Source organism: Richelia sinica FACHB-800 (assembly GCF_014698825.1).
GTDB lineage: Bacteria > Cyanobacteriota > Cyanobacteriia > Cyanobacteriales > Nostocaceae > FACHB-800.
The window spans coordinates 295,554-319,796 of record NZ_JACJTT010000003.1 but is presented as its reverse complement, the minus strand read 5'-3'; the positions used below and the strand labels follow the sequence as shown (position 1 = coordinate 319,796).

Here is a 24,243-nt window from a genome sequence, read left to right as displayed (position 1 = left end):
TCAGACCCATAGGTAAAAATATAGAGTTTTGTGATCATTTACTATGCTTTCAGTCAGGGATGCAGAAGCAATTATTTTTGATGCTGTTCAACCTTTGCATCAACCACAGGATATTGAATTAGTCGATTTATGTACAGCAAATCAGCGAATCTTAGCAACTCCAGTTACTAGTGGTCTAGATTTCCCTCACTGGGATAATTCGGCAATGGATGGCTATGCTGTGCGTTATGAAGATGTGCACAATGCTAGTGTGGAAAATCCTGTAGTTTTAGAAATTGTGGCAGAAATTCCCGCCGGATATCAACCCCAAGTCACTATCAAATTAGGACAAGCTGCACGGATTTTTACTGGTGCAGTCATGCCGAATGGTGCAGATACTGTAATTATGCAAGAAAAAACTCGTCGGGAAGCAAATCGAGTTTTGATTAACACAGCACCGCAACCACAGGAATTTGTCAGACATCAGGGAGATTTTTATCAAGCTGGCAGTCAACTTTTACCTGTAGGCATAGGTTTACAGGCTCCAGAAATTGCTATTTTAGCCGCTGCTCAGTGCGATCGCATCAATGTATTTCGTCGTCCACGAGTAGCGATTTTATCGAGTGGTGATGAATTGGTAACACCAGCACAAACCCTCAAACCAGGACAAATAGTTGATTCTAATCAGTACGCTTTGGCAGCTTTGGTCAAGCAATTGGGGGCAGAGGTGTTGATGTTAGGCATTGTCAAAGATGACCAAAACAATCTTCAAAAAGCGATCGCTGAAGCTGTAAGTCAAGCTGATATTGTTATTTCCTCTGGTGGGGTATCTGTGGGGGAATATGATTACATTCAGCAAATTTTGTTATCTTTAGGGGCGAAAATTCACTTTCAAGCTGTGCAAATGCATCCAGGGAAACCTTTAACTTTTGCGACTTTTGGCAATGTGCTTTATTTTGGTTTACCAGGAAATCCTGTTTCCGCTTTAGTAACTTTTTGGCGATTTGTCCAACCTGCTATTCATAAGTTATCAGGAATAGCAGCAGGTTGGGAGGCGAAATTTTTGCGGGTGTTGGCAGATGATGAATTAACATCCAATGGCAAAATGGAAACTTATATTTGGGGTAAATTGCACTTAATAGATGGTGTTTATAAATTTCACAAAGCAGGTGGTAATTACAGTTCTGGGAATTTAATTAATTTAGCGCAAACTAATGCTTTAGCTGTGTTACCAGTGGGTAAAACTCAAGTTTGTGTGGGTGAAGAAGTATTAGTGTTGTTAACTTGAAAGAATGTCGGATTTCTGTTAGTTTTGTCTGAGCCTAGCGCCTTTAAGCGTTGCCCAGGAAAAACACCCCGAAGTTACCGTGTACAATTGCCATCTAGACAATAGAGGGAACGATAGGTATCATCTCGTTTACCAAACAGGGTGTAGCGATGATCTCTAATTTGAGCATAAAAGCGATCGCCCATCCATTTCATCCCTGGTAAGCTACGATAAGCTTCGACAAATATGTTCCCTAGTGGTAACAATCTACCAATCTCTTCCGCAGCATTACTGCCTTGCCAACGTTGTGTAGGACTATTACCATCAATTAAAATCATTCCCTGTTCGCAATCTTGAGCAGTAATTCCCCATGTAGATAAAGTTTGTTCATCTTGCATGGGAATATAACGAAATAGCTTTCCTTGGTCTAGAGTTTCTAGTAATTGGACTAAAGTAACGCAGAGATTGCACAAACCATCATAAATTACATAGTAATTCATCGAAACACTCCCGATTTTCAGTTATATTATCTTCCCCAATGTAGTTGTATTAATATGTATTTCTGGCAATTTAGCACATATTCTTAGACAATAGACAAATGAATATATCTCAGAGAAAAGCCAATAACTGGTCACAGGAAATTTACTTAAAAGCCTTTCACAAAGCAGCAAAGGCTCATCACGGTCAAACAATCCCTGGCTCACAAATACCATATATTACTCATTTGAGTATTGTGAGTATGGAAGTAATTGCTGCTTTAAGTATAGAAAGAGAACGTGATGGCGATTTAGCCATTCAATGTGCTATTTTACATGACATTATTGAAGATACAAATACAACTTTTGCAGAAATAAAAACTGAATTTGGGGCAGCAGTGGCAAATGGTGTGATGGCATTAACAAAAAATGCTCATCTAGATAAACATCTGCAAATGGCAGATAGTCTACAACGCATCAAGCAAAATCCACCAGAAATCTGGATGGTGAAGTTAGCAGATAGAATTAGTAATTTACAAGCACCACCACATTATTGGGATTTAAACAAAATCATTAAGTATCGAGAAGAAGGCATACAAATTTATGAAGCTTTGCAAGATGGTAGCCCATTTCTCGCTGCACGTTTGGCTAGAAAAATAGAAGATTATAAAATATTCTGCACAAGTGTTTAATACTAAGAAAAAGGTGAAAATAGCCCAAAATAATATATTTTGGGCAAAAGACTGAAACAAATTGATCGATAATAATTATAAATTCATTTCCCAAGATGTTTGCCAATTAAAGATGGTGCCACGCATTACGAACGAAAAATCAGAAGAAACAACGGCTTTAGAATGAAATGATATTATCGCAACCTATCTAAAAAATTTTTCTGAATAAAATTAACCTTTTTTGGTGAATATTCTGGACAATTGATTGCTTCCTCCGTTAAAACTATATGGGGGTTAACTGCACATTTTAAGTAATTATTATTGCAGAAAAACTGACAATTTTTACAAGGAACTTTCTGTAAGCTACGAACTTTTAAAATCATTTTGTCATCAAAATTATGGCGAAATTTTCGCATAAATAATAAAACAAACACCCAAAAAAATACCAACGTTAAAGGTGCTAAAGATACGGCAATATCGGCAAAATTATCATCTTGTTTGTAGGCTTTATGTGTTTGGACATCACTGTTGATAATCGGTCGCCAATTTTGATTAGTAACTAAAAAATGACTTGGCAATACTTTTTTAGTATACATGGTATTTACCTACACTAATTATTTTCAGTATTTAGGCACTTTTATGAGCCAGATGCCTGTGTCAATTCACAAGACTCATAAGCTTTTAATTATATGTGTAGCAAAATCAAAGTTCAGCAATCTCTGTCAAGAGGTTTGCTTATAGATAGACCAATATCTTTCTAAAGTAATATAGTCATCTCAGGGGATGATTATATTTACATACTCATACAGTGAACAGGATATAAGAATAACAATTGCCAATATCACAATACAGTTAATTTCTATTCAAAAACATGAATTATGTAAATTTGGTTAATGGATAAAAACTCAACATCACCAATCCTTCAGTTCGTACACATAGGCTGATAAAAATAGGAGTTTTAGATTACTTCCTGAACATCCCAAGCAAACAAATATGTTAATTTTGCATAATTCCTATACTTATGTCTGGTTGCATTTTTTCTTATATAACCCAGATTGACATAGATCAGACGATGAATTTTTGCAGTCACCAAAACTACAAATAGTCTATAAAAATAATGATTATTTTGGGCTTTATGCTTAATTAAAAAACACTACAATCACTGTACGCTGGGAATTTTGCTTTGATTAATGCGACATTTATCAGTATGCAGTTTGCTCGAAAATTTAGCATGAAAAAGGTGTTCCCCAGCATAGCAAAGTGCTTCAAAAATACAGGCGCTAAGTGGTGGAAAATGGTAGCCATCTTCATAACGAATCTTATCACAAACTTGATCCGCTACTTGAATGACATCACCTCTGATGTCGATTCAACTTCTGTCTCTGGTTATCAACTGCGACGTTTAGCTGGGCCTGTACATATTTTAGGTGGAGGTGGCCCAGATGTTGATGAAGCTATTCAATGGATGATTAATCAAGTTAGAGGTGGTGCTAACAGCGAAAATAAAGTGAATGTGGTTATCATTCGTGCGTCTGGTAATGATGACTACAATCGCTTAATTTATGCCATGAAAGGTGTGAAATATGTTGAAACTTTAATCATTCCCAACCGACAAGATGCTAATAGAATTGATGTTTTTGATAAAGTTAGAAATGCTGACGTAATTTTCTTTGCAGGTGGAGACCAATGTCAATATATTCGCAATTGGAAAAATACGAAGTTAGAAGTAGCAGTAAAGTCAGTTTACGATAAGGGTGGTGGGATTGGTGGGACTAGTGCAGGTGCCATGATTCAAAGTGAATATGTTTATGATTCCTGTGCTTGTATAGATAGTATCGAGACAAGAGAAGTTCTGGAAGACCCTTATCGAAATATTACGTTTACCTATAACTTTTTGCAATGGCAGCACTTACGCAGGACAGTTATTGATACTCATTTTGATACTCGCAAAAGAATGGGAAGGGTTATGGCATTTATTGCTAGACAAATCCAAGATGGTGTAGCAAAAAGTGCGTTAGGAATTGCGATTAGTGAAGAAACTTCTATCGCTATTGATAAATATGGTCGAGCTAAAGTTATGGGTAGAGGTGCAGCATATTTTGTGTTAGGAGACCATTTGCCAGAGATATGCAGACCTGGTGAACCTCTCACTTATTATGACTACAAAATTTGGCGTGTTCCCAGGGGTGAAAGTTTTGATTTAGTGAATCTGCCCAATCGAGGTTATTATTACCGGAGTGTAGAAAGAGGTAGGTTTAGTTCAGATCCATATTAATCAATATGTGATTGCTAACATCCCAGCAGATTTTATTTGAGTGATGTACATCAGCGGTAGTCACAATACCAGGACTACCAAATTTGTATAATTCATGTTTGTTGTCCATCATCAACAAACAATAGGCTGTATATATTTAAATCTTCAGGGTGCAATACCAATTAAAAATAAAAAACGGAACTAATATATACCGGAAAAATATTTATGTAAAAGCTGTTATTGCCACTAATGACGGAAATATATTACCACTTTAAGGGTTATGGTCAATTCTAATAAATAACCATAAAGCTGCTAAAAGTCCAACAAAATGACCAGCAATACCATTCACATTAGCTACTAATACAAATACATCTAAGGCGCGAATAATTTTATTAGGGTCAGTAATTGCTACTCCCGGTGGTTGGGAAATAGATTTTGCCACTAGTACCCCAACCGTTGAACCTAAACCAAATAATGTTAATAATATTCCTATTACACTTGCTACAACTCCCAGTTTTATGGCTCTAACTGTATCTGCTTTACTGGGATGCAAAACTGGGTTGGGATTGGCTAAAAATCTACCTTTCCGCATGTACAGAAAATCCCAATAAATACTAAAAAATAAAACTATTATTCCCAATATTGCCCAAAAGATACCTGCACCGAGTCCCCGACTAGGTTGATTTGTAAAACCACGACCAGTAGCAGCAAATAACAAAGCTAAACTGGAAACTACCGCAAATGCCAACTGCACCCAAAAAGCTATCCAGCCAGTGATACGAATAGTTTTCGCTATTTCTTGCAGCTTGGGTGAGTGCGATCGCACTGCCGATTCGCTTTGCATTGTTCTGATTCCTGTGTGTGGTCTTCCCCTATTTAAAAATAAGTGGTTGACTGACCTGAAACCCCCATCCCTAGATATAAGTTATATTTCCTCAGAGAATAGGGGACTAGATTGACAGATTGTTATGGTTGACGATTAACTAAAGTGGCGCTGGCCTGGTCAACAGGCATCAAAATCACTTCGTTAATATTAACGTGGGGCGATCGCGTGGCACAAAATAAAATCACATCAGCGATATCTTCCCCTGTTAAGGGCTTTAGTCCTCGATATACTTGATTGGCACGGTTGGTATCACCATGAAACCGCACCTGACTAAATTCTGTTTCTACCATTCCCGGGTCAACGGAGGTGACGCGAATGGGAGTTCCTAATAAATCTTGCTTTAAACCTTCAGAAATAGCTTTAACTGCGGCTTTTGTCCCACAATAAACGTTACCACCGGGATAGGTCTGATGTCCCGCAATAGAACCAATATTAATCACATGACCACGACCACGCTTCACCATTCCCGGAACTACGTAGCGGGTTAAATACAGCAAACCTTTGATATTCGTATCAATCATTTCTTCCCAGTCTTGGAAGTCCCCCTGATGTAGTTTATCTAAACCGCGACTTAAACCAGCATTGTTAATGAGGATGTCAATTTCTGACCAAGAGGTGGGTAAATTAGAAATAGCGGATTCCACAGCAGAGCGATCGCGTACATCCAACTGAATTAAATGCACTCGGTCAGCAGCTAAACCTAAACTTGCAGCTAAATCTTGCAATCGCTCAAATCTTCGTGCGGCTAAGATCAATTTTGCACCCGCTTGAGCAAAACCTTGAGCACAAGCCGCACCAATTCCACTACTAGCACCAGTAATTAATACAATTTGGTTTTTTATATCAATCATTGTTCAACATCTAATTTACTTGTTGAGTCGAGGTTTTACCCGTCTAGTGGTTATTGTAAAAGACTGACTGTATGATTTTTTTCTCACCTAAAGGTGTATAGAGTCAGAGTCCATGACTAAATATTGAGTCTAGAATGCAACTTCCTCGCTGCTCTCACCGTCCCTTAAATTTAAATCTTCCACCAGTCGCTATTTCTTTGAATTATGATTAACTGGCAACAATTTGGGAAAAGTTTCCGTTCATGGCGGAAACGTTGGTGTTATCCATTAATTTCACTGTGTGTGGCTTTGAGTCTGTGCTTAAGTACACCACTCCCTAGTAAAGCCATAGACTTATTACCACTGCTGTTCCAAGGGGTACAGATATTCCAACTGTCTAATATATCTGACCGTCAGGAAGTGGATCTTGGTAAGCAAATGAATCAACGATTGCAAAGCCAAGAAGTGAAAATTTATCGTAATAGTGCAATTACTAACTATGTCCAGGACGTAGGAAGAAGATTAGTCAGTTATAGCGATCGTCCTAATATCCCCTATACTTTCCAAGTAGTTGATGATAAAGCCGTGAACGCTTTTGCTACCATGGGCGGTTATATCTATGTCAACACAGGTTTACTAGCTGTAGCTGATAATGAAGCGGAACTAGCCAGCGTACTTGCTCACGAAATGGGTCACATTGGCGGTAAACATTTAATCAAGCAAATGCGACAACAAGCCCTTGCTAGTGGTGTAGCCACAGCCGCAGGTTTAGACCGTAGTACGGCAGTGAATTTGGGTGTGCAGCTAGCACTCAACTTACCCCGTAGCCGTCAAGATGAATATGATGCAGATAAGAGAGGATTAGCAAATTTGACTAGGGCTGGTTATGCACAATCAGCTATGGTTTCCTTTATGCAAAAACTCCAAAGCAGAAATTCTGTCCCCACATTTTTAAGTACACATCCAGGGGCAAGCGATCGCGTCAAGGCACTCAAACGCCAGATAGCAGCAACGCCCAGTAATGGCAGCTATGGCTTAGATAAAGCTTCCTATCAAAGCAACATTCGTGAATTAGTGCGATAGTTTAACAAATCATCCCCCTAAAAACCTTGACTTATTTGTTAAATTAGGCACGTTGTTTATGCCGACGGCTGCCCCTAATTTCTGTGGGATCAATTATGGCCACAGCTTCTTCTAAAGGCAGACTGCGGAAATTACGGTTAAAAACATTTGCTTGGTATACAACCTTGTTGGCCACATCCAACCCTGTTAACCAACCACTCCGGGGGTGATATGCACCAGTGTCAATATCTACCCATCCTTGACCTTGTGCTAATTGACCAGGAGCAACACCAGGGATAGTAAAGGTAATGGTATGACCAACAATGATCATTTTATCTGTAAAGTAAGGGGCCTCCAAGCTATGGAAGTCATCCCGTATCCAGCACAGTTCTTCCGCAGTTTGTTCTTCTACAGACTTACGAGGGTCAACACCTGCATGAGCCAGCCAAACATCACCCAAATCCAAAAAAACCGGTAAATTTTTAAACCATTCTAAGTGTTCTTGGGGAATTGTCGCCGATTTATAACTAGCGACTGTAGCCTGGCCACCACTATATAGCCATGCTTGCATTGTGGCAGAAGACCGTTCCTGGCTAGTCAGAATGTTTAATAACATCTGCTCATGATTACCTAACAGACAGGGATAGTTATTGTCTTTGACAAAATTTACTACCTGGGCGCTTTGGGGACCGCGATCTATTAAGTCTCCTAAAAAGTAGATTTCATCCTCCGATGTCAGGGCAATATTTTCCAACAGTGCCATCAACCCGTCATAATGGCCATGCACATCCCCAATAACAATCCTACGGTGACTAATTTCGCTCATCGGCTCCTAGCTGGTCTAAAATAAGCTGAATAGTTTGATTACAGTTTACTTTGTTTAATTTCCGCATAAAAGGTCAACGATTTTTGACCTACTTAATATTTATTCATTATGCAAGTAATATGACTCACTTGCCAACAAGCCCATTCAAGCAATTTTAAATTGTGAATTTTGATCACTCATCCTCCCATTGACCAGCAAGCTCGTCAAAGTTAACTTAAAAGTTGATATCTGCTAGCTAAATAATTTGGATTGGTACTAATTTTCTGCCTGCAATAACCAAAAACCACTATAGGTCATACCCGAATCATCAGGCTGAATTAATAAAAAATGCAATCCCTGACTTAACTGTTTACGTGTTTCATATAGTTTAGCAGCGGTTGCCACTTCCTCATCTTCAAAAGTAGCTATAATCCAACGGTCTAGCAAACCTGCATCTAATACCAACCCATCAGGGGCACCAGCCATATATCTGAGAGACACCGGATTTGCATCCTCCAGCCATCGTACTAACCGCATAGATTGGCGACCACCATAAATCACTACACCAGGAACAAGAACTGTTGATGCCAAACCTAAATTAAGGGGGTGTAGAAAATCTGGCATTTGTTTTACAGGTATGGGGCGTTCTTGAAATTCATCCACCAAATCACCAGCTGGTAGGGTTGCAAACCGCCATTCTTCTCCCCAGAGATTTTCTGGTAATGGAACTGGGGGTAGCTGTTCAACAGCAATGGAGTATTGTTTTTCTTGCAACCATTTTTTTAAAGCTAGAGTCCGACGGGTAGCTTCAATACCAATACCTAAACTGCGTCCTGCATTTTCCATCAAACTCAAAGACTGAGGACGAAAAACCTGAATCACATCAGGTAAATATTCCCCACCTGCTAACTGAAATTGCTGTACTAGCCAATGGGAATTAGCTTCCGACTGGGGACAAGTCGCCATATACTCAAAGCTGCGATTTGCATCACAAATCAACAAATCCCACCATGTTTGTCCTGCATCTTGCACAGGACGGCGATAAAAATCAGCCTGCCACATTCTCATTTTCTGTATTTTTATTGACGTTCTTCTGAAAATTATTTCGTACCATGACTATTATGGCACTAAAGAAATATTGACAGACTCACACACAGGAGAGCGATCGCTAATAATTTTCTCTACTGACTATCAAATTTAATTTAGGATTGTATTGTATAGCTCCATCGAGCAAAATCCGCAATATTCGATAAAACCAAAAAATCAATTGTTTTAAAGTTTTTATCTAGAGCAGGTAAACTACAGACTTTAGCACCAATATTTAAATAAGCTTGAAATATATTCGGAATTTCTATATTGCATTGTTCGGGACATTGATCAGCTAAATTTACAGCATATTCCCGATGAGGATAAACTAAAATACGAGGGTGCATTAAATTATGATGACGAAAATAATTATAAACACAAGCAGCTTGCCTGTGAGATTGGGTTAGCAAGGAAGCACAACCAAAAAAATATTGATTTTTAGTCCAAATTAAATAATTTGCTAGTCCTTCCCACAACAACAAAAGTGTATAACTATTGCGGTATTGTTTGGCTATACATGCCCGTCCCACTTCTACAGATAACTGAAGAATATGTTGAGGAATATGGTTGAGATTAAATATATCAGCCGCATCAAACCCTAACCCTTGAGCCGCCATTGTATAAGTTTGCATTCTATATGTCCCAATAGTCTGACCATTATCCTTCGTTAACAGGATTAAATGATGGCAGATATCATCAAATTTATCTCGATCCATTTGAGATAGATGAGAACTGGACAAACCCAAACCTAATTCTTGATTAAAAACTTCAAATCTCAGTCGAAAAATCGATTCTAATTCTTCTTTATGTGTAGCTAAACGGAGAATATATTTTTCCGTTTCTAATATAGGTAAATCTGGAGGACTCAGTGGGTAATTTAGATTATAAGCAGAAATTTCCATCTGTTTTCCCCATGCAATTTATATTCCCGCAAGATTCCCAAAGGTTAATACATTCTAAATCAGGAATCTAACAGATAATTTTTAATACAAAAAAATCATACTTATAAAGTACGTAAAAAACTAAATAATTTTAGTCCATTTTAAACAGTTCACCACCCTTGCAAATTAAAATTTAAACAACCATCAATCCAAGGATTACAAGCAATTCTCAGCTTGAATCTGTGACTAAATTTTGCATAATTGGTATCAATATTGTTGTCGAAAACTGACATATACCAGGTGATAGGTGACAGTGCTAAAAGCCTTTCTTTGTCTCATTTGTAGTTAATGTTCTAACTGCCTTGTCTACAGCTATAGCAGGTGACAGGTAACAGGTGACAGGTAAGCCAGCGCGGTCTTGGGGGTTTCCCCCATGAGCGACTGGCGCACCCCTATGGCTAACGCCACGCTCCGCGAACGGGGTGACAGTGCTAAAAGCCTTTTGCTATCTAAGTTTTATTCTTAGTTAATGTCCTAACCGCTCTGTCCATGGCTATATAAAAAATTTTTCATCAACATAAATTTTATGAATATAGAGATAGGGGAGCATATCTTCTCCCCTTACCCTGCTTTATCTTGGCATCAACAATCAATTACGGTGGTTGTTGCTGTAGCGAACCCTTGTACCAGCCCAGAGTAACTTCTCTCTCAGAGTCTGATAATAAGAGTTGTTTTCCCGTAAAATAATAAATTTCGCCAAGCAATCAGCCATTCTCACATCTACACGATGTCCTGGCCAAATTGAAGTGGATAATACTCCATCCATCCACAATTTAGTGCTTAAGTCATAATCCCCCAAAGGCCAAATACTGACGACAGAACCAGGGGGTAAGACTAGGGGACGACTAGAAAGACTCATGGCACAAATGGGAGTAATGGTAATTGCTTCCATCCCATCATGCATAATTGGCCCGCTAGCAGATACTGTGTAACCGGTAGAACCTGTAGGTGTGGAAATAATTAATCCATCACCTACATATTGATCAACTACCTCTCCGTCAATTTCCATTTCTAGAATTGAGGTAATCATCCGGTCAGCAGAAGCTGGTTTCACACAAAACTCATTCAAAGCTAGGTAACGTTCTGTAACTGGCTCTAAATGTGAACCTGTACCCTCAAAAACCGCTGCTTGCAACATCATACGTCGCTGGATAGCATAGCGGTCTTCCAAGAGCCGATCCCAAACTGCTTCTGGGTCTTGAAACTCTTCTACTGACTCAGTTAAAAACCCCAGATGTCCCCCTACATTCACTCCGAGAATAGGGATACCAGCTGGGGCTAGATGTCTGGCACTGGTTAAGACTGTACCATCACCACCAAGTACCAAAGCTAAATCGATTGGTTGACTAGCGGATGCCAAGAATACTGGATAGGGGTTATCTTTCGGTCCGCTAGGCCCCATTAAAACTTGGCATCCACGGTCTTCTAGTTGTTTAGCGCAAAGTTCAGCCCAGGCTCTACTCTGGGGATCTCGCGCTTTATAAGCAATGATTACCTGCTTTAATTGCACGCACTATTACCACTTCAGGAGATTAAACTGCTCCATATCAACGGTATCACGGTTGCGATAAATGGCTAGTACGATCGCTAACCCCACGGCAGCTTCCGCAGCAGCTACAGTGATCACAAACACGGTGAATACCTGTCCTTTAATTAATGTTGAATCAAGGAAGTTGGAAAATGCCATTAAATTCAAATTAACAGCATTCAACAATAATTCAATTGACATGAGTACCCGTACAGCGTTGCGACTGGTAATCAAGCCATAGATGCCGATGCAGAACAAAGCAGCAGCTAGTAATAAAAAGTACTGGAGTTGCATATTTTGTCAGTTGTCAGTTGTTGTTTGTCAGTCAGTACCCCAGGGACTGAGTAACCTTTGGGGGTTAGTTGTATGTAGTTCTTACCTGTTTAGGTATTACTATCTCCAGTGTTGTTAGTTGTAGATACTAGTTCTCTGGGACGTTCTGGCAAGGTCAAAATGGTTTGTGGCAAATCAGATGCTGGTAATTGGTCGGGAATGTACTCACGACGTGCCAAAATAATCGCTCCTACCATTGACATGAGTAGTAGCACAGAAGCTAATTCAAAAGGTAGCAAAAAGTCACTGAAGAAATGCTCACCAATGAGAACAATGGAACTTTCTCCAGCCACAGGAGGTGCAGAATTAGCCCAAGGTGTTGCTAGTACCATCGTACTTAACAGGGCAAATAGTCCAATACTCACAATGGCAGTGAATATTTTCCGCAGCCCTGCACTAGGTAAGGGTGAGAAATTCTGCCGCTTGTTAACCAACATAATTGCAAACAGAATTAAGACGTTCACCGCACCTACATAAATGAGAACTTGTGCAGCAGCAACAAAATCGCTGTTGAGCAACAAGTACATGCCAGCGATGCTGATAAATACACCACCTAGCAAAAAGGCAGAATAGACGATGTTGGAGAACAGCACTACACCTAAGGCTGCACCAATCATCATCACGCCTAATATGCCAAATGTAACAATCTGTACTCCTTCGGCTAGATTCACTTTTTTTGTCCTTTGTCAGTTGTCAGTTTTTTGTTGTCAGTGTCAGTTGTCGGTTGTCAGTTGCTATCTATATTGTTTACCACTGACCTTGACCCCTGACTATTGACCACTTTATTTATTTTTCTGCTTCTACTAGGTCTTCTGGACGATAACCTGCACGAGGTGCATCCGCGGGTACGCCATGAGGCTCCAGCACGCCTTTGGGTAGATAAACGAGTTCGCGTAGTGGGGTCACCATCGGATCGTTGGTAACTTTGTAAGGTAAGCGTCCTAATGCTACGTTATCGTAATTCAGTTCATGGCGATCGTAGGCAGCAAGCTCGTATTCTTCTGTCATGGATAGACAGTTAGTAGGACAGTATTCAACGCAGTTACCGCAGAAGATACAAACGCCGAAATCAATACTGTAATGTTTGAGTTTTTTCTTCTTAGACGCTTTGTCAAATTCCCAATCAACTACGGGCAAGTTAATAGGACATACCCGTACACAAACTTCGCAGGCAATACATTTATCAAATTCATAGTGAATTCTGCCCCGAAATCGTTCACCGGGAATCAATTTTTCATAAGGATACTGTACAGTTACGGGACGACGACGCATATGGTCAAAAGTCACAGATAAACCTTGACCGATGTAACGACCAGCTTGTACTGCTTCTTTGGCGTAATCACCAACTTGTTTCAAGAACTTTAACATTGTTGTTTCTCCACTCCTGTCAAATCTGGATTTTGGATTTTAGATTTTAGATGCCATCCAAAACCTAAAATCGCAAATTGGTTTAGCCACCAAAGGCAACGGGAAAAGCTAATTTTAGGGCGGCAGTTAATAGGAGATTAACTAAGCCGACTGGTAACAGGAATTTCCAGCCTAAATCTAACAATTGGTCAATTCTGACTCGTGGTAATGTCCAACGAATCAAAATGGCCAAAAATACGAGGAAATAGGCTTTGACAACGGTCATAGTGATACCTAAGCCAGCAGTGACTACTTGTAACACTGGGTTGGTTTCACTGACCCCTAGCCAATCCGCTATGATATTTATGGGAATAGGGAAATGCCAACCACCAAGGTATAAAATTGATACCAATAATGCAGATAGAACCAGGTTGACATAGGAACTGAGATAAAATAGAGCAAATTTCATCCCTGCATATTCAGTCTGATACCCAGCAACTAGTTCTTCTTCTGCTTCAGGTAAGTCAAAGGGTAAGCGTTCACATTCAGCCAGGGCAGCGATCCAAAAAATCAGGAAGCCTAGTGGTTGTCGCCAAATATTCCAACCTAAAATACCGTAGCTGGATTGTTGATTCACGATGTCAACAGTGCTCAGACTATTGGACATCATCGCGATCGCTAGTACACTCAGGGCTAAAGGAATTTCATAACTAATTGACTGCGCTGCTGCCCGTAAGCCTCCTAAGAGGGAGTATTTATTATTAGATGCGTAGCCAGCCATTAACAAGCCAATGGGTTGAATGCTTGATAAAGCAATCCACAAGAACACACCCATGGCCACATTAGTAATGACAATGTTCTGTCCAAAGGGAACTATTAAATAAGACAGAAAAACTGGCAATACGACAATAATTGGCCCTAAGGTAAAAAGCCAAGCATCTGCTTTGGCTGGGACTATATCTTCCTTAAATACCAACTTGAGACCATCCGCGACGGGAGCAAGTAAGCCCAAGGGGCCAATATATTCTGGGCCAATACGTTGCTGTGCGGCTGCGGAAATTTTCCGCTCTAACCAAACACAAACCAGTACCCCCACTGTTGCGCCAATCAACATCAGGATCATAGGTAATGGCATCCAAAGAGCTTTAGCTGCTCCAGGTGGGATGCCTAAATCCGTAAGGGATTGAATAAAAGTTCCTTGGAGGTCAATTCCTGCATTCATGTTTGCTGCTCTTTAGGTCAACTTCTGGTGAATAAAAGAGTATTAGTTAAATTAATACCTTTAATTTCACCAATTGATAATTTTGTCGAGATAATGCCTATTTGTAGATTTGTTGCCAATTCCCATGTTTAGTATATCCTTGGATGGTTTTCCACCTATGTACCAAGATGACAACTTCTATTTATGGTTGGGATTGAAATTGGCTAATCAAATTTGGAAAACAGGGAATAGGTGATTGGGCATTGAGTATTGGGTATTTAATGATTTTACCTTTGCTCCTCGCGCCAATCACATGACAAGACAAAGCGCCGCTACCTGCTTGGAGCGGTGATTTCGTCTATGTCAATGGTCTAATTTCCCTGGGTTGGATATGGAGATGACAGAGCAATAAGGTTTTAAGTTAGCGTTGGTCTATGGGGACATAGGGAGCATCATGGAGACCGTTGTAAACTTGGGTAGGACGGAAAATACGGTTTTCTTCCAGTTGCTCTTTCCAGTGGGCTAACCAACCAGCAACACGAGCGATCGCAAAAATTGGTGTAAACAAGTCCGTGGGAATTCCCATTTTTCTATACACCAAACCGGAGTAAAAGTCAACGTTAGGATAAATTCCTTTACCGCCAACCTTTTCCGCCATTACCCGCTCTAACTCTTGGGCAATTTCATAGTATTTGTCGTAGCCGAACTTCTCAAACAACTGTACAGCTAAGTTTTGCAAGATAGTGGCCCGTGGGTCTTTCACCTTATACACTCGGTGTCCAAAGCCCATAATCTTGGCTTTCCGCTGTAAGCGGTCTTCTATGTATGGGCGGACATTATCTACAGAGCCAATTTCTTCCAACATTTGAATTACTTCTTCATTGGCTCCACCATGCAAGGGGCCTCCTAAGGTGCCCACAGCACTAGCAACCACTGCATAGGGGTCAGTTAATGTGGAAGCTGTCACCCTAGCACTGAAGGTAGAAGCATTCATCGTATGCTCAACATGCAGAATCAAGCAGATATCAAATATTCTTGCTGCTAAGGGGTCTGGTTCTTTTTCGTTGAGCATGTACAAGAAGTTCGCGGAATAATCCAAATCATCCCTGGGTTTAACTGGATCATTACCCTTCCGCATCAATTGAAACGCTGCGACCATTGTAGGGATTGTCGCAACTAATCGCACCACCGCATCCCGAATATAAACAGGATTATCCAAATCGCGGCGGGAATAAAATAAACCTAAAGCAGCAGCAGAAGCTTGTAGTGCGTCCATTGGATGACCACTTTCGGGAAAGGACTTCATCATGTCCCGAATGCGGTACTTAATCCGCCTATGGCTGCGAACTTCAGATTCAAACGCTTCTAGCTCTTCCTTGGTTGGCAATTTACCCCAGATCAGAAGATAAGCAGTTTCTAGGAATGTACTTTTTTCTGCTAATTCCTCGATCCGAATGCCACGATACTCTAGTAATCCCTTTTGCCCATCTACATAACTGATACTCGACTGGGCGGCGGGAATGCCTTCTAAACCAGGCCTGTATTCGCACACCATCATGGCAACACCATTTGCTTTGTGAAATATCTGATCACGCTAACTTACCAGAAATTATTTTCACCATAACAGTTGCCGATCTCACAACCATTCTATGCGAAAGGTCGAAAAACTGTTACAGCAAATATTTGGGTGGTATCAACAAGAACATTTGACTACGACCCAAAGCAGAGCCTATTTCTGGTAGTTTTATTCCGATCATACCTGCTTTTTTGAGTGTGAGGCTAGTCTTAGCTTCTCCCCAGACCAGAATTTCTGCCCAATTGCTTAAACCAGGCTCATGGCCAACTAAGGCTAATTTGGCTTTGGGACTAAAATTTTTAGTTTCTAACCAGTCTGTTAACCAATTATGAATATTCCCTGCTGGGGAGAGATGATGAGATTCTTCCTGGTGAGAACTGAGTCCGGCAGCTATAAGTATTTCTGCTGTTTGTCGGGCACGAACGAGGGGACTAGTGAGAATTAAATCAAAATGTAAATCTAGTTTTACTAATCGCTGGGCTACTTTTTTGGTTTTTTGTCTTCCTTCTTGAGTTAGTTGACGCTCTTCATCTTTTAGCCCTGATTGATGTTCTTCGGCGATGCCATGACGAATTAAGTATAGTTCCATAAATCTTATACCATAACTACCTTTACACTTTTGGAACAGGAGATGCGACAGATTATTTATCCCGCTTCTCTCATTCTCCGAAAACACTTGCAATTGCTAAATTATGGAACAGTTATGTGGAAAGCGATAACTCAGTTATTTCGGAATATAATTTCCACAAGGAGAACTGATGACAAAATTTTGACCACAGACACATCAAATGATTGATATTACATCTCTTTGAGATTTTTTATTAGTAGGAAAATACGGAAAGCTATAGAAGATATTTATAGTCAAGAGTAAAATAGTTATCTCATTATTTGTACAATTTTACACACTCTTGTTCAAATTATTTTTATAATACACTCTTTTCAAAAAACAATGATAAATCACATTAATTAATAGGCATATTTTTTCATTTAATTAATGTTAATACTTTATTAAGTATTATTATGATGATTACAAGGCTTACCTGATAAAATTAAATTTTGATTTATGGCTTAACATATATCCTAATAGCTATTAACTTAAATTTTTATTTACCTTCAAAATATCTAATCCAATTACAATTCTATCACAACACCACTTTGCATCTTCTGTCTTCCAATTTCTATCCTCCATAAGATATCTTTTCAAATAATCAACATCTATACTGTTTCTACAAAAACGTGAAGCTGCACAAATAAATAAGTCAAGCCGTTTAATGTCCTTATGATGATATTTAAATGGAAAATCGTTAAAGCGATTTAAGTATTTTTCAAAAGACTCTCTTGCTCTTTGAGACGAAATAATTTCTTTTAATCCAATGTCTTCTTTTGATATTTCAATAGAGATGCTATAACTATTTGAATGAATAAAACTTTTAAAATCGTGATAAAATCTTCTGGATAAGATATTATATTCCAGTATAGGTATATCGTCCTTATATGAAAGATCAATGCGATCTATGTAATAAAATTTATCTTTTTTCTTAGTAATAGCAAATGCTGGATTATAGTGATTATCTTCTAACAAGAGCTTACATGAAGTTTCACCTACATCTTTCGCATAGGTTTCTGATTCTTTTTCGAGATAAGTCCAATCCTTAACCTGTTGAGTAAAATGTCTCATAATATCGATAAACTCAATATCACTCACATCTTTTAACTTGAAGTTTAATTTTTGATAAACCTTCATTCTGTTCACCTAATAACATCTCAAATTTAACTTATTTTATACTTTCTGAAGTAGAGCTATCTTAAATGTATTATGAGTACATTTTTAAGAATAGATGTTGAGTATAAGACACCGTTTGGTGACTTGTCTGTGAAATGAATCAAGTTAATTATTTCATTTAAGTCAACCTACAAAGTATTCACAACCTCCACACTGATTCCTGACTGTTGCTGTAATTTGCAGGGGTTTAGCAATGTGCCTTACCCCCACCAAATCAACACCGTTTTTGCAACTTATTGAACTTAACTAGGTGATTGATTATTTGTCCTTAAAAACCCATATTCTAAGACTGAATCGGGTTATCTTTAGGATTCACTAACTTCAATAATTTTTGCTTGATTTGTGCGTCGAAAACTTCCCATTTCATTTTCGCGTAAGCAGAATTTTCATTACCCCCAGATAAGAATCCCATAGGAATTTCAAACCCACCTGCACCAGTGCGTCCACCACCAAAAAACCGTCCGGTGCTATCTTGTCCAAAGGCTTCTTTAATAAATTCATCGGGGTCTAAAGTCAGTTTTGTGGTTCTCAGGGAACCAATAACTACTTCTAATTCGTCGTCTTCATCATGGACGATGCCATAAACTACTGCTGTGTGAACGTTTTCTTCTGTGACAAGAAAATCAGCCGCTTGGGGAATAGCATCTCGGTCATCGTAGCGTAGATAACCAACACCAGCTATAGAAAAGTTGTTTTGAACGATACGGTTTTTGAGCGATCGCTCAATTACATCCATGACCCGTTTGGAACGATTCGCCTGTAAAATGGCGTTAAGCAGTTGAGCATCATAAAATCTGCTCAAATATGCAGCAGCCATAAAGTCTTCTTCCTGGGCTTGCATAAGTCGATTCGTATCGGAACGCAAGCCGTGCATTAAAGCAGTTGCACATTTCACATGCTGTCCAATACTGCTATCTAAAGCCAACAGCCCCGCTTGTAAATACTGTGTAAAAATTGTAGCTGTAGCTCGCACATAGGGGCGAACATCGACAAACTCTGATTTGAGTTCTGTTTGTAAACTGTGATGGTCTATGACCGCTACTATGGGAATACCTGCCTGTTGCACCATTGGTAAGAGTTGGGAGGTAGTCCCCTGGTTATCAATTAAGACCAATCCTTGATAACATGACAAATCTTTACTTTTGATGCTTTGCGTTGTCCACCGTTGTGCGGGTAAAGTAGTTAGCTTAACTAAGGCAATATTTTCTTGATGGCTTAAAGTGCCAGCATAGATAATTTCGCACTTGATATCGTACTGTTGAGCGATTAACTGGTAAGCCCAAGCACAAGACAGGGCATCTGGATCAGGAAAGTCCTGCAAAATGATTAAATGGCGCTCATGACGATGCCCTAGCATGGTTTTTTGTAATTCTTCTGACTTTTGGGCAGCTAGAGAATTACCCCGTGGTGCTAGGTAGATAGTTTCGGCAGTGGTTGGTGCTAGAGTAGGTCTGCTCAGTGTTGGCAGTTCAATTAGCTCTTTGTCTATTTCTGTTTCCTCCGAGTTCGATTCTGTGGTCAGTGACAAACTCTCAGTTGAAGTAACGGGAGAATTTAAATACATAAGGAACTTTTTTTCTAAAGCGTGGGGCTAGGTTTAGGGTTGGAGACAGGTTTTCACCAACAGCAATGCTGCGGTTTAGCCACACATTATGATCTTGGCAAAAATCTGGTGTTGTGGCACTGTACAAGATGGTCTATTTTTTTCATCCCTCCGTCGTCAACGGTCTGTTACACCTGCGGAGATTAGATAAATCTAAAATTAGGTATTTTTTTGAGGGCTTGATTCACTTTTTTCATTTCTGCTTGTTTGTGTTTGACTCCATAAACACCCAGATTTTTGTTAAAAGCTGATATTTTGCTTGATTTATTATCTGAAGTAACGTATAATTGCTAATCCGTACCTAATAAAAAAAAGAATATCATAGCTTTGAGCAGGTAAACCTCCCAAAAAGGTAACTATCGGGCAGTTAATAACTATTTTTACTAAAAATCTGGTTTTTAATTTAACTGTTTGTCAAATTTGATAATTTAGAATGCAAAATAACCATACCCCACCAAAATGAGGTAAGATAGGAGTTCTGCCTTTTAAATGAGCAATTTTTGGGTAAAGTAATATATCAGCTTCTGGGATTTGTCCACAAAAGCTGTATGCCAAAAAAATAATAATGCCAAAGTTTAACTCTAGTTGTAGGCATGAATCTTGACTAAAAGCCAAAAAATTCCCCCTACAGGCTGAGGTTAACCTGCATTAGCTCTTGCAAATTTTGCTGTTTGTTAAAGACCGATTACATATTTTTGCCACTCCTTATGCAGTCCACTCTTCAGATTCTTTGTTACCTCAAAATAGAGGCTGCTATAGGGTTGGCGTGGAGGATGACGCAACGGCATATGTGCTTCTTGCGGTGTGCGGCTACCCTTTTTAACATTGCAGCGGACGCAGGCTGTAACAATGTTTTCCCAGGAGTCACCCCCGCCACGCGATCGCGGAATTACATGATCTAAGGTCAACTCATCTCCTGTGTAGCCACAGTATTGACAAGTATGACCATCTCGATGCAAGATATTCCGGCGAGTGAGAGGAATTTCCTTGTAGGGAACGCGAACATAGTGGCGCAACCGGATAACGGTTGGCAGAGGAAATCCAGAGTAGAGGAATTTCCCGTTGTGTTCTACTCGTTCTGCCTTTCCTTTAATCAACAACACCGCAGCACGTCGCCAGCTAGTGATGTTGAGGGGTTCGTAAGAGGCGTTTAAGACTAAAACCTTCCCCATTGATATGCGCTCAAGGTATTAGTTTTACATATATTAACACAAAGATACTCTCCTTGGGAGATGAGAATAATTTATACTTCAGCGATTGTTAAAATATTTAATCTACTGTGTCTGCATAAACGGCAGCAAACACAGATGTGAACTGCCTGGGTGAACTTTCAATAATATTCATGCTTGTAACACTCTTGTACCAATTCCCGAAACAGAGGTAAACTTCCTGATTAATTTCATATGGCTTCTGGAAAGACAAATTAGGGGATAGACTGGAAGCTTTGTTGTGGTGTGATAGGAGTGAAGCGAGATGTTAAGTGGCAAGGAAACGCCTGGTGCTGTGGATAACCAACAGTGTGACACCTATGCTTGGTTTTCTCAACGGGCTTGGGTAGAGATTGATTTGGGGGCTTTATCTTTCAATGTGCAGCAGTTAGTGAAGTTTTTATCACCACGCACTCAACTCATGGCGGTAGTGAAGGCTGATGCCTATGGACATGGGGCAGTGACGGTGGCCCAAACTGTCTTGGGTGCTGGTGCTAGCTGGTTAGGAGTGGCAACAGTTCCGGAAGGAATTCAACTCCGAGAAGGGGGAATTAAAGCACCTATTTTAATTTTAGGGGCAATCCACACACCAGAACAAATTCATGCGATCGCCCATTGGAAGCTTCAACCCACACTTTGTAGTCCCAAGCAAGCTTTAGAGTTCTCTAACACCCTGGAAGCCATTAACTATACTTCTCCGTTGCCTGTACATATCAAATTAGATACTGGCATGTCTAGATTAGGGACAAATTGGCAAGAAGCGGGGGAGTTTGTGCAGTTAGTCCAAGGATTGCCACACTTAAAGATTGCTAGTATTTATTCTCACCTAGCAACTGCTGATAGCCCTGATTCTACCATAATGGAAGAACAGCAGCGCAGATTCCAGGAAGCGATCGCCCAAATTACAGCCAAAGGCATTAAACCACCAAGCCTACACATTGCTAACTCTGCCGCCACTTTAACAAATCGAGCCTTGCACTATGACATGGTACGAGTTGGTTTAGCCATTTACGGTCTTTACCCAGCTACACACCTCAACAAAAAAATCCGTCTCCAACCAGTTCTCCAACTCAAAGCAAGAGTTACCCAAGTGAAAACCATAGCCAAAGGCACTGGTGTCAGCTATGGTCATCAGTTCATTGCTCCCAAAGAAATGCGTATTGCTGTTGTGGGAATAGGATATGCCGATGGAGTTCCGCGGCATCTTTCCAATCAAATGCAAGCCTTAATTCGTGGTCAAAAAGTTACCCAAATAGGCACAATTACCATGGATCAGTTAATGCTGGATGTGAGTTCCATTCCCGACTTACAAGAAGGGGAAATAGTCACCTTACTGGGAGAACAGGGAAAAGAAAAAATCAGCGCAGATGATTGGGCTAATACACTCAACACCATTTCTTGGGAAATTCTTTGCGGGTTTAAACATCGTCTTCCCCGTGTTGCCGTGATGTAGCGGGAGTTGGTAAGAATGGGGAATAATTTCCCTATTCTCTACTAGAAAAGATTTTCTAACATTTTCTTCCCATTTATAATTTATTGTGTTACTATAGGTAACTGATGCGGATGTGGCGGAATTGGCAGACGCGCTAGATTTAGGTTCTAGTTCCGAGAGGAGTGAAGGTTCAAGTCCTTTCATCCGCACTGAAATTAAGTAAAAAATGAAATTCATAGGGTGCATTAAGGTGTCTTAATGCATCCTATAGGTGTTAAGGGACAATCAAAACTGGACAAGGGGAAAGGTTAATTACCCTTGTGGTGACGCTATCCGTTGCGCCTTCATCGGTTAAACCCAGTCCCCGACAACCCATAATAATTAACTCTGCCCCAATCTCATCTGCAACATCACAGATAGTAAAGGCTGGTTTGCCTTGCCTTTCCAACAGTTCAGCTTTAATGCCCTGTTGAGAAAATAAGGCTTCAGCTTCTGCGAGCAGTTTTGCTACAAGCTCTGGAGAAATCATAGGATCGGGACTAGGCGTATCGGATGTTGGTTCTTCTAAGACGGATAGCACTACAAGACGACTACCATAGGTTTTCACCACATTGACAACTACGTCAGCTGCTTCCCGCGCTTCCCGACTTTGATCGATTGGAAATAGAACTGTCTTAAACATATGTCACCTCCGCACCCCCGACTCCGGTAAAATCTGGATGGTTATACTTTCAAAACAATAACAAAAAGGCAATCAGGAGGCTTTGGCTGTGTCCAAAAAAACTGTAGCAACTTTGTCTGCTGCCGATATATCTGGTAAACGTGCTCTTGTACGGGTTGACTTTAACGTGCCTGTGGATGATCAAGGCAACATTACTGACGATACTCGCATTCGTGCCGCTCTACCAACCATCAAAGATTTAACCCAAAAGGGTGCTAAGGTCATTTTAGCAAGTCATTTTGGTCGCCCCAAGGGGGTAGATGACAAATTACGCTTAACTCCTGTTGCTAAACGCCTCTCTGAGTTGCTAGGGCAAGAAGTTGTAAAAACTGATGACTGCATTGGTGACGAAGTTGCAGCTAAGGTTGCAGCTTTGGCAAATGGCCAAGTGCTGTTGTTAGAGAACGTGCGTTTTTATAAGGAAGAAGAGAAAAACGACCCAGAATTTGCTCAAAAATTAGCTGCAAACGCTGATTTTTACGTTAATGATGCTTTCGGTACTGCTCACCGCGCTCATGCTTCCACTGAAGGTGTAACCAAGTTCCTAAGTCCTTCTGTGGCTGGATATTTGGTAGAGAAGGAATTGCAATATCTCCAAAGCGCCATTGAAGCACCTAAGCGTCCTTTAGCAGCTATTGTTGGTGGTTCCAAGGTTTCTAGCAAAATCGGTGTGATTGAAACTTTGTTAGAAAAATGCGACAAGCTGATTATTGGTGGAGGGATGATTTTCACCTTCTACAAAGCACGGGGTCTGAATGTTGGTAAGTCTTTGGTAGAAGAAGACAAGCTGGAATTAGCTAAGTCTTTGGAAGCTAAGGCTAAGGAAAAGGGTGTAACTTTCCTGCTACCTACAGATATCGTAGCTGCTGATAAGTTTGCCCCTGATGCTGATGCTGTTACTGTCAGCATTGACAATATTCCTGATGGCCGTATGGGTTTAGATATTGGCCCTGATTCTGTGAAGGTTTTCCAAGATGCTTTAGCTGATTGCAAAACTGTAATTTGGAACGGCCCTATGGGTGTGTTCGAGTTTGATAAGTTTGCTGCTGGAACAGAAGCGATCGCTCATACTCTAGCAGATATCAGCAAAACTGGCACAACTACCATTATCGGTGGTGGTGACTCTGTAGCAGCCGTGGAAAAGGTAGGTTTGGCTGATCAAATGAGCCACATTTCTACCGGTGGTGGTGCTAGCTTAGAGTTGCTGGAAGGTAAGGTTTTACCTGGTATTGCAGCTTTAGATGAAGCGTAATT

At 40.2% G+C, this 24,243-nt stretch carries 24 protein-coding genes and 1 tRNA gene; 7 read left to right on the top strand and 18 right to left on the bottom strand.

What is annotated here, in order from left to right; all coding sequences use genetic code 11:
• Positions 1-43 precede the first annotated feature (43 nt).
• Positions 44-1,267, top strand: a complete 1,224-nt coding sequence (locus H6G73_RS04880; protein WP_190601823.1) for a molybdopterin molybdotransferase MoeA — start codon at positions 44-46, stop codon at positions 1,265-1,267.
• 74 nt (positions 1,268-1,341) lie between these two features.
• On the opposite strand, the gene H6G73_RS04875 is transcribed toward H6G73_RS04880, so the two are convergent.
• On the bottom strand, positions 1,342-1,746 hold the full coding sequence (locus H6G73_RS04875; protein ID WP_190601822.1) for a thiol-disulfide oxidoreductase DCC family protein: 405 nt from the start codon (positions 1,744-1,746) through the stop codon (positions 1,342-1,344).
• 98 nt (positions 1,747-1,844) lie between these two features.
• On the opposite strand from H6G73_RS04875, the gene H6G73_RS04870 reads away from it, so the two are divergent.
• Positions 1,845-2,414, top strand: a complete 570-nt coding sequence (locus H6G73_RS04870; protein WP_190601821.1) for an HD domain-containing protein — start codon at positions 1,845-1,847, stop codon at positions 2,412-2,414.
• Positions 2,415-2,587: 173 nt separating this feature from the next.
• On the opposite strand, the gene H6G73_RS04865 is transcribed toward H6G73_RS04870, so the two are convergent.
• Positions 2,588-2,989, bottom strand: coding sequence for a hypothetical protein (locus H6G73_RS04865; protein WP_190601820.1), 402 nt, complete (start codon positions 2,987-2,989; stop codon positions 2,588-2,590).
• Positions 2,990-3,624: 635 nt separating this feature from the next.
• Here H6G73_RS04865 and H6G73_RS04860 point away from each other — a divergent pair.
• Complete coding sequence (locus tag H6G73_RS04860; RefSeq protein WP_190601819.1) at positions 3,625-4,668, top strand: cyanophycinase; 1,044 nt, start codon at positions 3,625-3,627, stop codon at positions 4,666-4,668.
• Between the two features lie 250 nt (positions 4,669-4,918).
• On the opposite strand, the gene H6G73_RS04855 is transcribed toward H6G73_RS04860, so the two are convergent.
• Positions 4,919-5,491 (bottom strand): DUF3611 family protein, encoded by a 573-nt coding sequence (locus H6G73_RS04855; RefSeq protein WP_190601818.1) that lies wholly within the window; start codon positions 5,489-5,491, stop codon positions 4,919-4,921.
• Positions 5,492-5,613: 122 nt separating this feature from the next.
• Positions 5,614-6,384 (bottom strand): SDR family oxidoreductase, encoded by a 771-nt coding sequence (locus H6G73_RS04850; RefSeq protein ID WP_190601817.1) that lies wholly within the window; start codon positions 6,382-6,384, stop codon positions 5,614-5,616.
• Positions 6,385-6,588: 204 nt separating this feature from the next.
• On the opposite strand from H6G73_RS04850, the gene H6G73_RS04845 reads away from it, so the two are divergent.
• A complete protein-coding gene (locus tag H6G73_RS04845; protein WP_190601816.1) occupies positions 6,589-7,446 on the top strand; it encodes a M48 family metallopeptidase in 858 nt (285 codons plus the stop codon).
• Positions 7,447-7,489: 43 nt separating this feature from the next.
• On the opposite strand, the gene H6G73_RS04840 is transcribed toward H6G73_RS04845, so the two are convergent.
• The 13 genes from H6G73_RS04840 to H6G73_RS04780 form a co-directional block, all read right to left on the bottom strand.
• Positions 7,490-8,251, bottom strand: a complete 762-nt coding sequence (locus H6G73_RS04840) for a metallophosphoesterase family protein (RefSeq protein WP_190601815.1) — start codon at positions 8,249-8,251, stop codon at positions 7,490-7,492.
• Positions 8,252-8,506: 255 nt separating this feature from the next.
• Entirely contained in the window at positions 8,507-9,298 is a 792-nt protein-coding gene (locus H6G73_RS04835) for a Tab2/Atab2 family RNA-binding protein (RefSeq protein ID WP_190601814.1), read from the bottom strand.
• A 134-nt stretch (positions 9,299-9,432) separates the two neighbouring features.
• On the bottom strand, positions 9,433-10,218 hold the full coding sequence (locus H6G73_RS04830) for a GNAT family N-acetyltransferase (RefSeq protein ID WP_190601813.1): 786 nt from the start codon (positions 10,216-10,218) through the stop codon (positions 9,433-9,435).
• A 628-nt stretch (positions 10,219-10,846) separates the two neighbouring features.
• Complete coding sequence (locus H6G73_RS04825) at positions 10,847-11,767, bottom strand: NAD(+) kinase (protein WP_190601812.1); 921 nt, start codon at positions 11,765-11,767, stop codon at positions 10,847-10,849.
• Between the two features lie 6 nt (positions 11,768-11,773).
• Positions 11,774-12,079, bottom strand: coding sequence for an NADH-quinone oxidoreductase subunit NuoK (gene nuoK, locus H6G73_RS04820; protein WP_006199065.1), 306 nt, complete (start codon positions 12,077-12,079; stop codon positions 11,774-11,776).
• An 89-nt stretch (positions 12,080-12,168) separates the two neighbouring features.
• Positions 12,169-12,789, bottom strand: a complete 621-nt coding sequence (locus H6G73_RS04815; RefSeq protein WP_190601811.1) for an NADH-quinone oxidoreductase subunit J — start codon at positions 12,787-12,789, stop codon at positions 12,169-12,171.
• A gap of 115 nt (positions 12,790-12,904) precedes the next feature.
• Positions 12,905-13,486 carry an NAD(P)H-quinone oxidoreductase subunit I gene (gene ndhI, locus H6G73_RS04810; protein ID WP_190601810.1) on the bottom strand — a complete coding sequence of 194 codons (582 nt, stop codon included), beginning with the start codon at positions 13,484-13,486 and terminating at the stop codon, positions 12,905-12,907.
• Between the two features lie 82 nt (positions 13,487-13,568).
• The gene (nuoH, locus tag H6G73_RS04805; protein WP_190601809.1) at positions 13,569-14,687 is read right to left on the bottom strand and encodes an NADH-quinone oxidoreductase subunit NuoH; all 1,119 of its coding nucleotides are present in this window, start codon (positions 14,685-14,687) and stop codon (positions 13,569-13,571) included.
• A gap of 400 nt (positions 14,688-15,087) precedes the next feature.
• Positions 15,088-16,224: a citrate synthase gene (locus H6G73_RS04800; protein WP_190601808.1), complete on the bottom strand. Its 1,137-nt coding sequence runs from the start codon at positions 16,222-16,224 to the stop codon at positions 15,088-15,090.
• Positions 16,225-16,336: 112 nt separating this feature from the next.
• Positions 16,337-16,831, bottom strand: a complete 495-nt coding sequence (gene sixA, locus H6G73_RS04795) for a phosphohistidine phosphatase SixA (RefSeq protein WP_190601807.1) — start codon at positions 16,829-16,831, stop codon at positions 16,337-16,339.
• A gap of 501 nt (positions 16,832-17,332) precedes the next feature.
• Positions 17,333-17,986 carry a hypothetical protein gene (locus H6G73_RS04790; protein ID WP_190601806.1) on the bottom strand — a complete coding sequence of 218 codons (654 nt, stop codon included), beginning with the start codon at positions 17,984-17,986 and terminating at the stop codon, positions 17,333-17,335.
• Positions 17,987-18,308: 322 nt separating this feature from the next.
• Positions 18,309-19,589 carry a DHH family phosphoesterase gene (locus tag H6G73_RS04785; RefSeq protein WP_190601805.1) on the bottom strand — a complete coding sequence of 427 codons (1,281 nt, stop codon included), beginning with the start codon at positions 19,587-19,589 and terminating at the stop codon, positions 18,309-18,311.
• A 713-nt stretch (positions 19,590-20,302) separates the two neighbouring features.
• Entirely contained in the window at positions 20,303-20,800 is a 498-nt protein-coding gene (locus H6G73_RS04780; RefSeq protein ID WP_190601804.1) for an HNH endonuclease, read from the bottom strand.
• Positions 20,801-21,101: 301 nt separating this feature from the next.
• Here H6G73_RS04780 and alr point away from each other — a divergent pair, with 301 nt between their 5' ends.
• Both alr and H6G73_RS04770 read left to right on the top strand, forming a co-directional pair.
• Entirely contained in the window at positions 21,102-22,289 is a 1,188-nt protein-coding gene (alr, locus tag H6G73_RS04775) for an alanine racemase (protein WP_190601803.1), read from the top strand.
• A gap of 106 nt (positions 22,290-22,395) precedes the next feature.
• Positions 22,396-22,477: transfer RNA gene (locus tag H6G73_RS04770), tRNA-Leu, on the top strand.
• Positions 22,478-22,542: 65 nt separating this feature from the next.
• Here H6G73_RS04770 and H6G73_RS04765 read toward each other — a convergent pair.
• Positions 22,543-22,950, bottom strand: coding sequence for a universal stress protein (locus H6G73_RS04765; RefSeq protein ID WP_190601802.1), 408 nt, complete (start codon positions 22,948-22,950; stop codon positions 22,543-22,545).
• Positions 22,951-23,038: 88 nt separating this feature from the next.
• Between H6G73_RS04765 and H6G73_RS04760 the strand changes: the two genes are divergently transcribed.
• Positions 23,039-24,241 (top strand): phosphoglycerate kinase, encoded by a 1,203-nt coding sequence (locus H6G73_RS04760; RefSeq protein WP_190601801.1) that lies wholly within the window; start codon positions 23,039-23,041, stop codon positions 24,239-24,241.
• Positions 24,242-24,243: the final 2 nt, after the last annotated feature.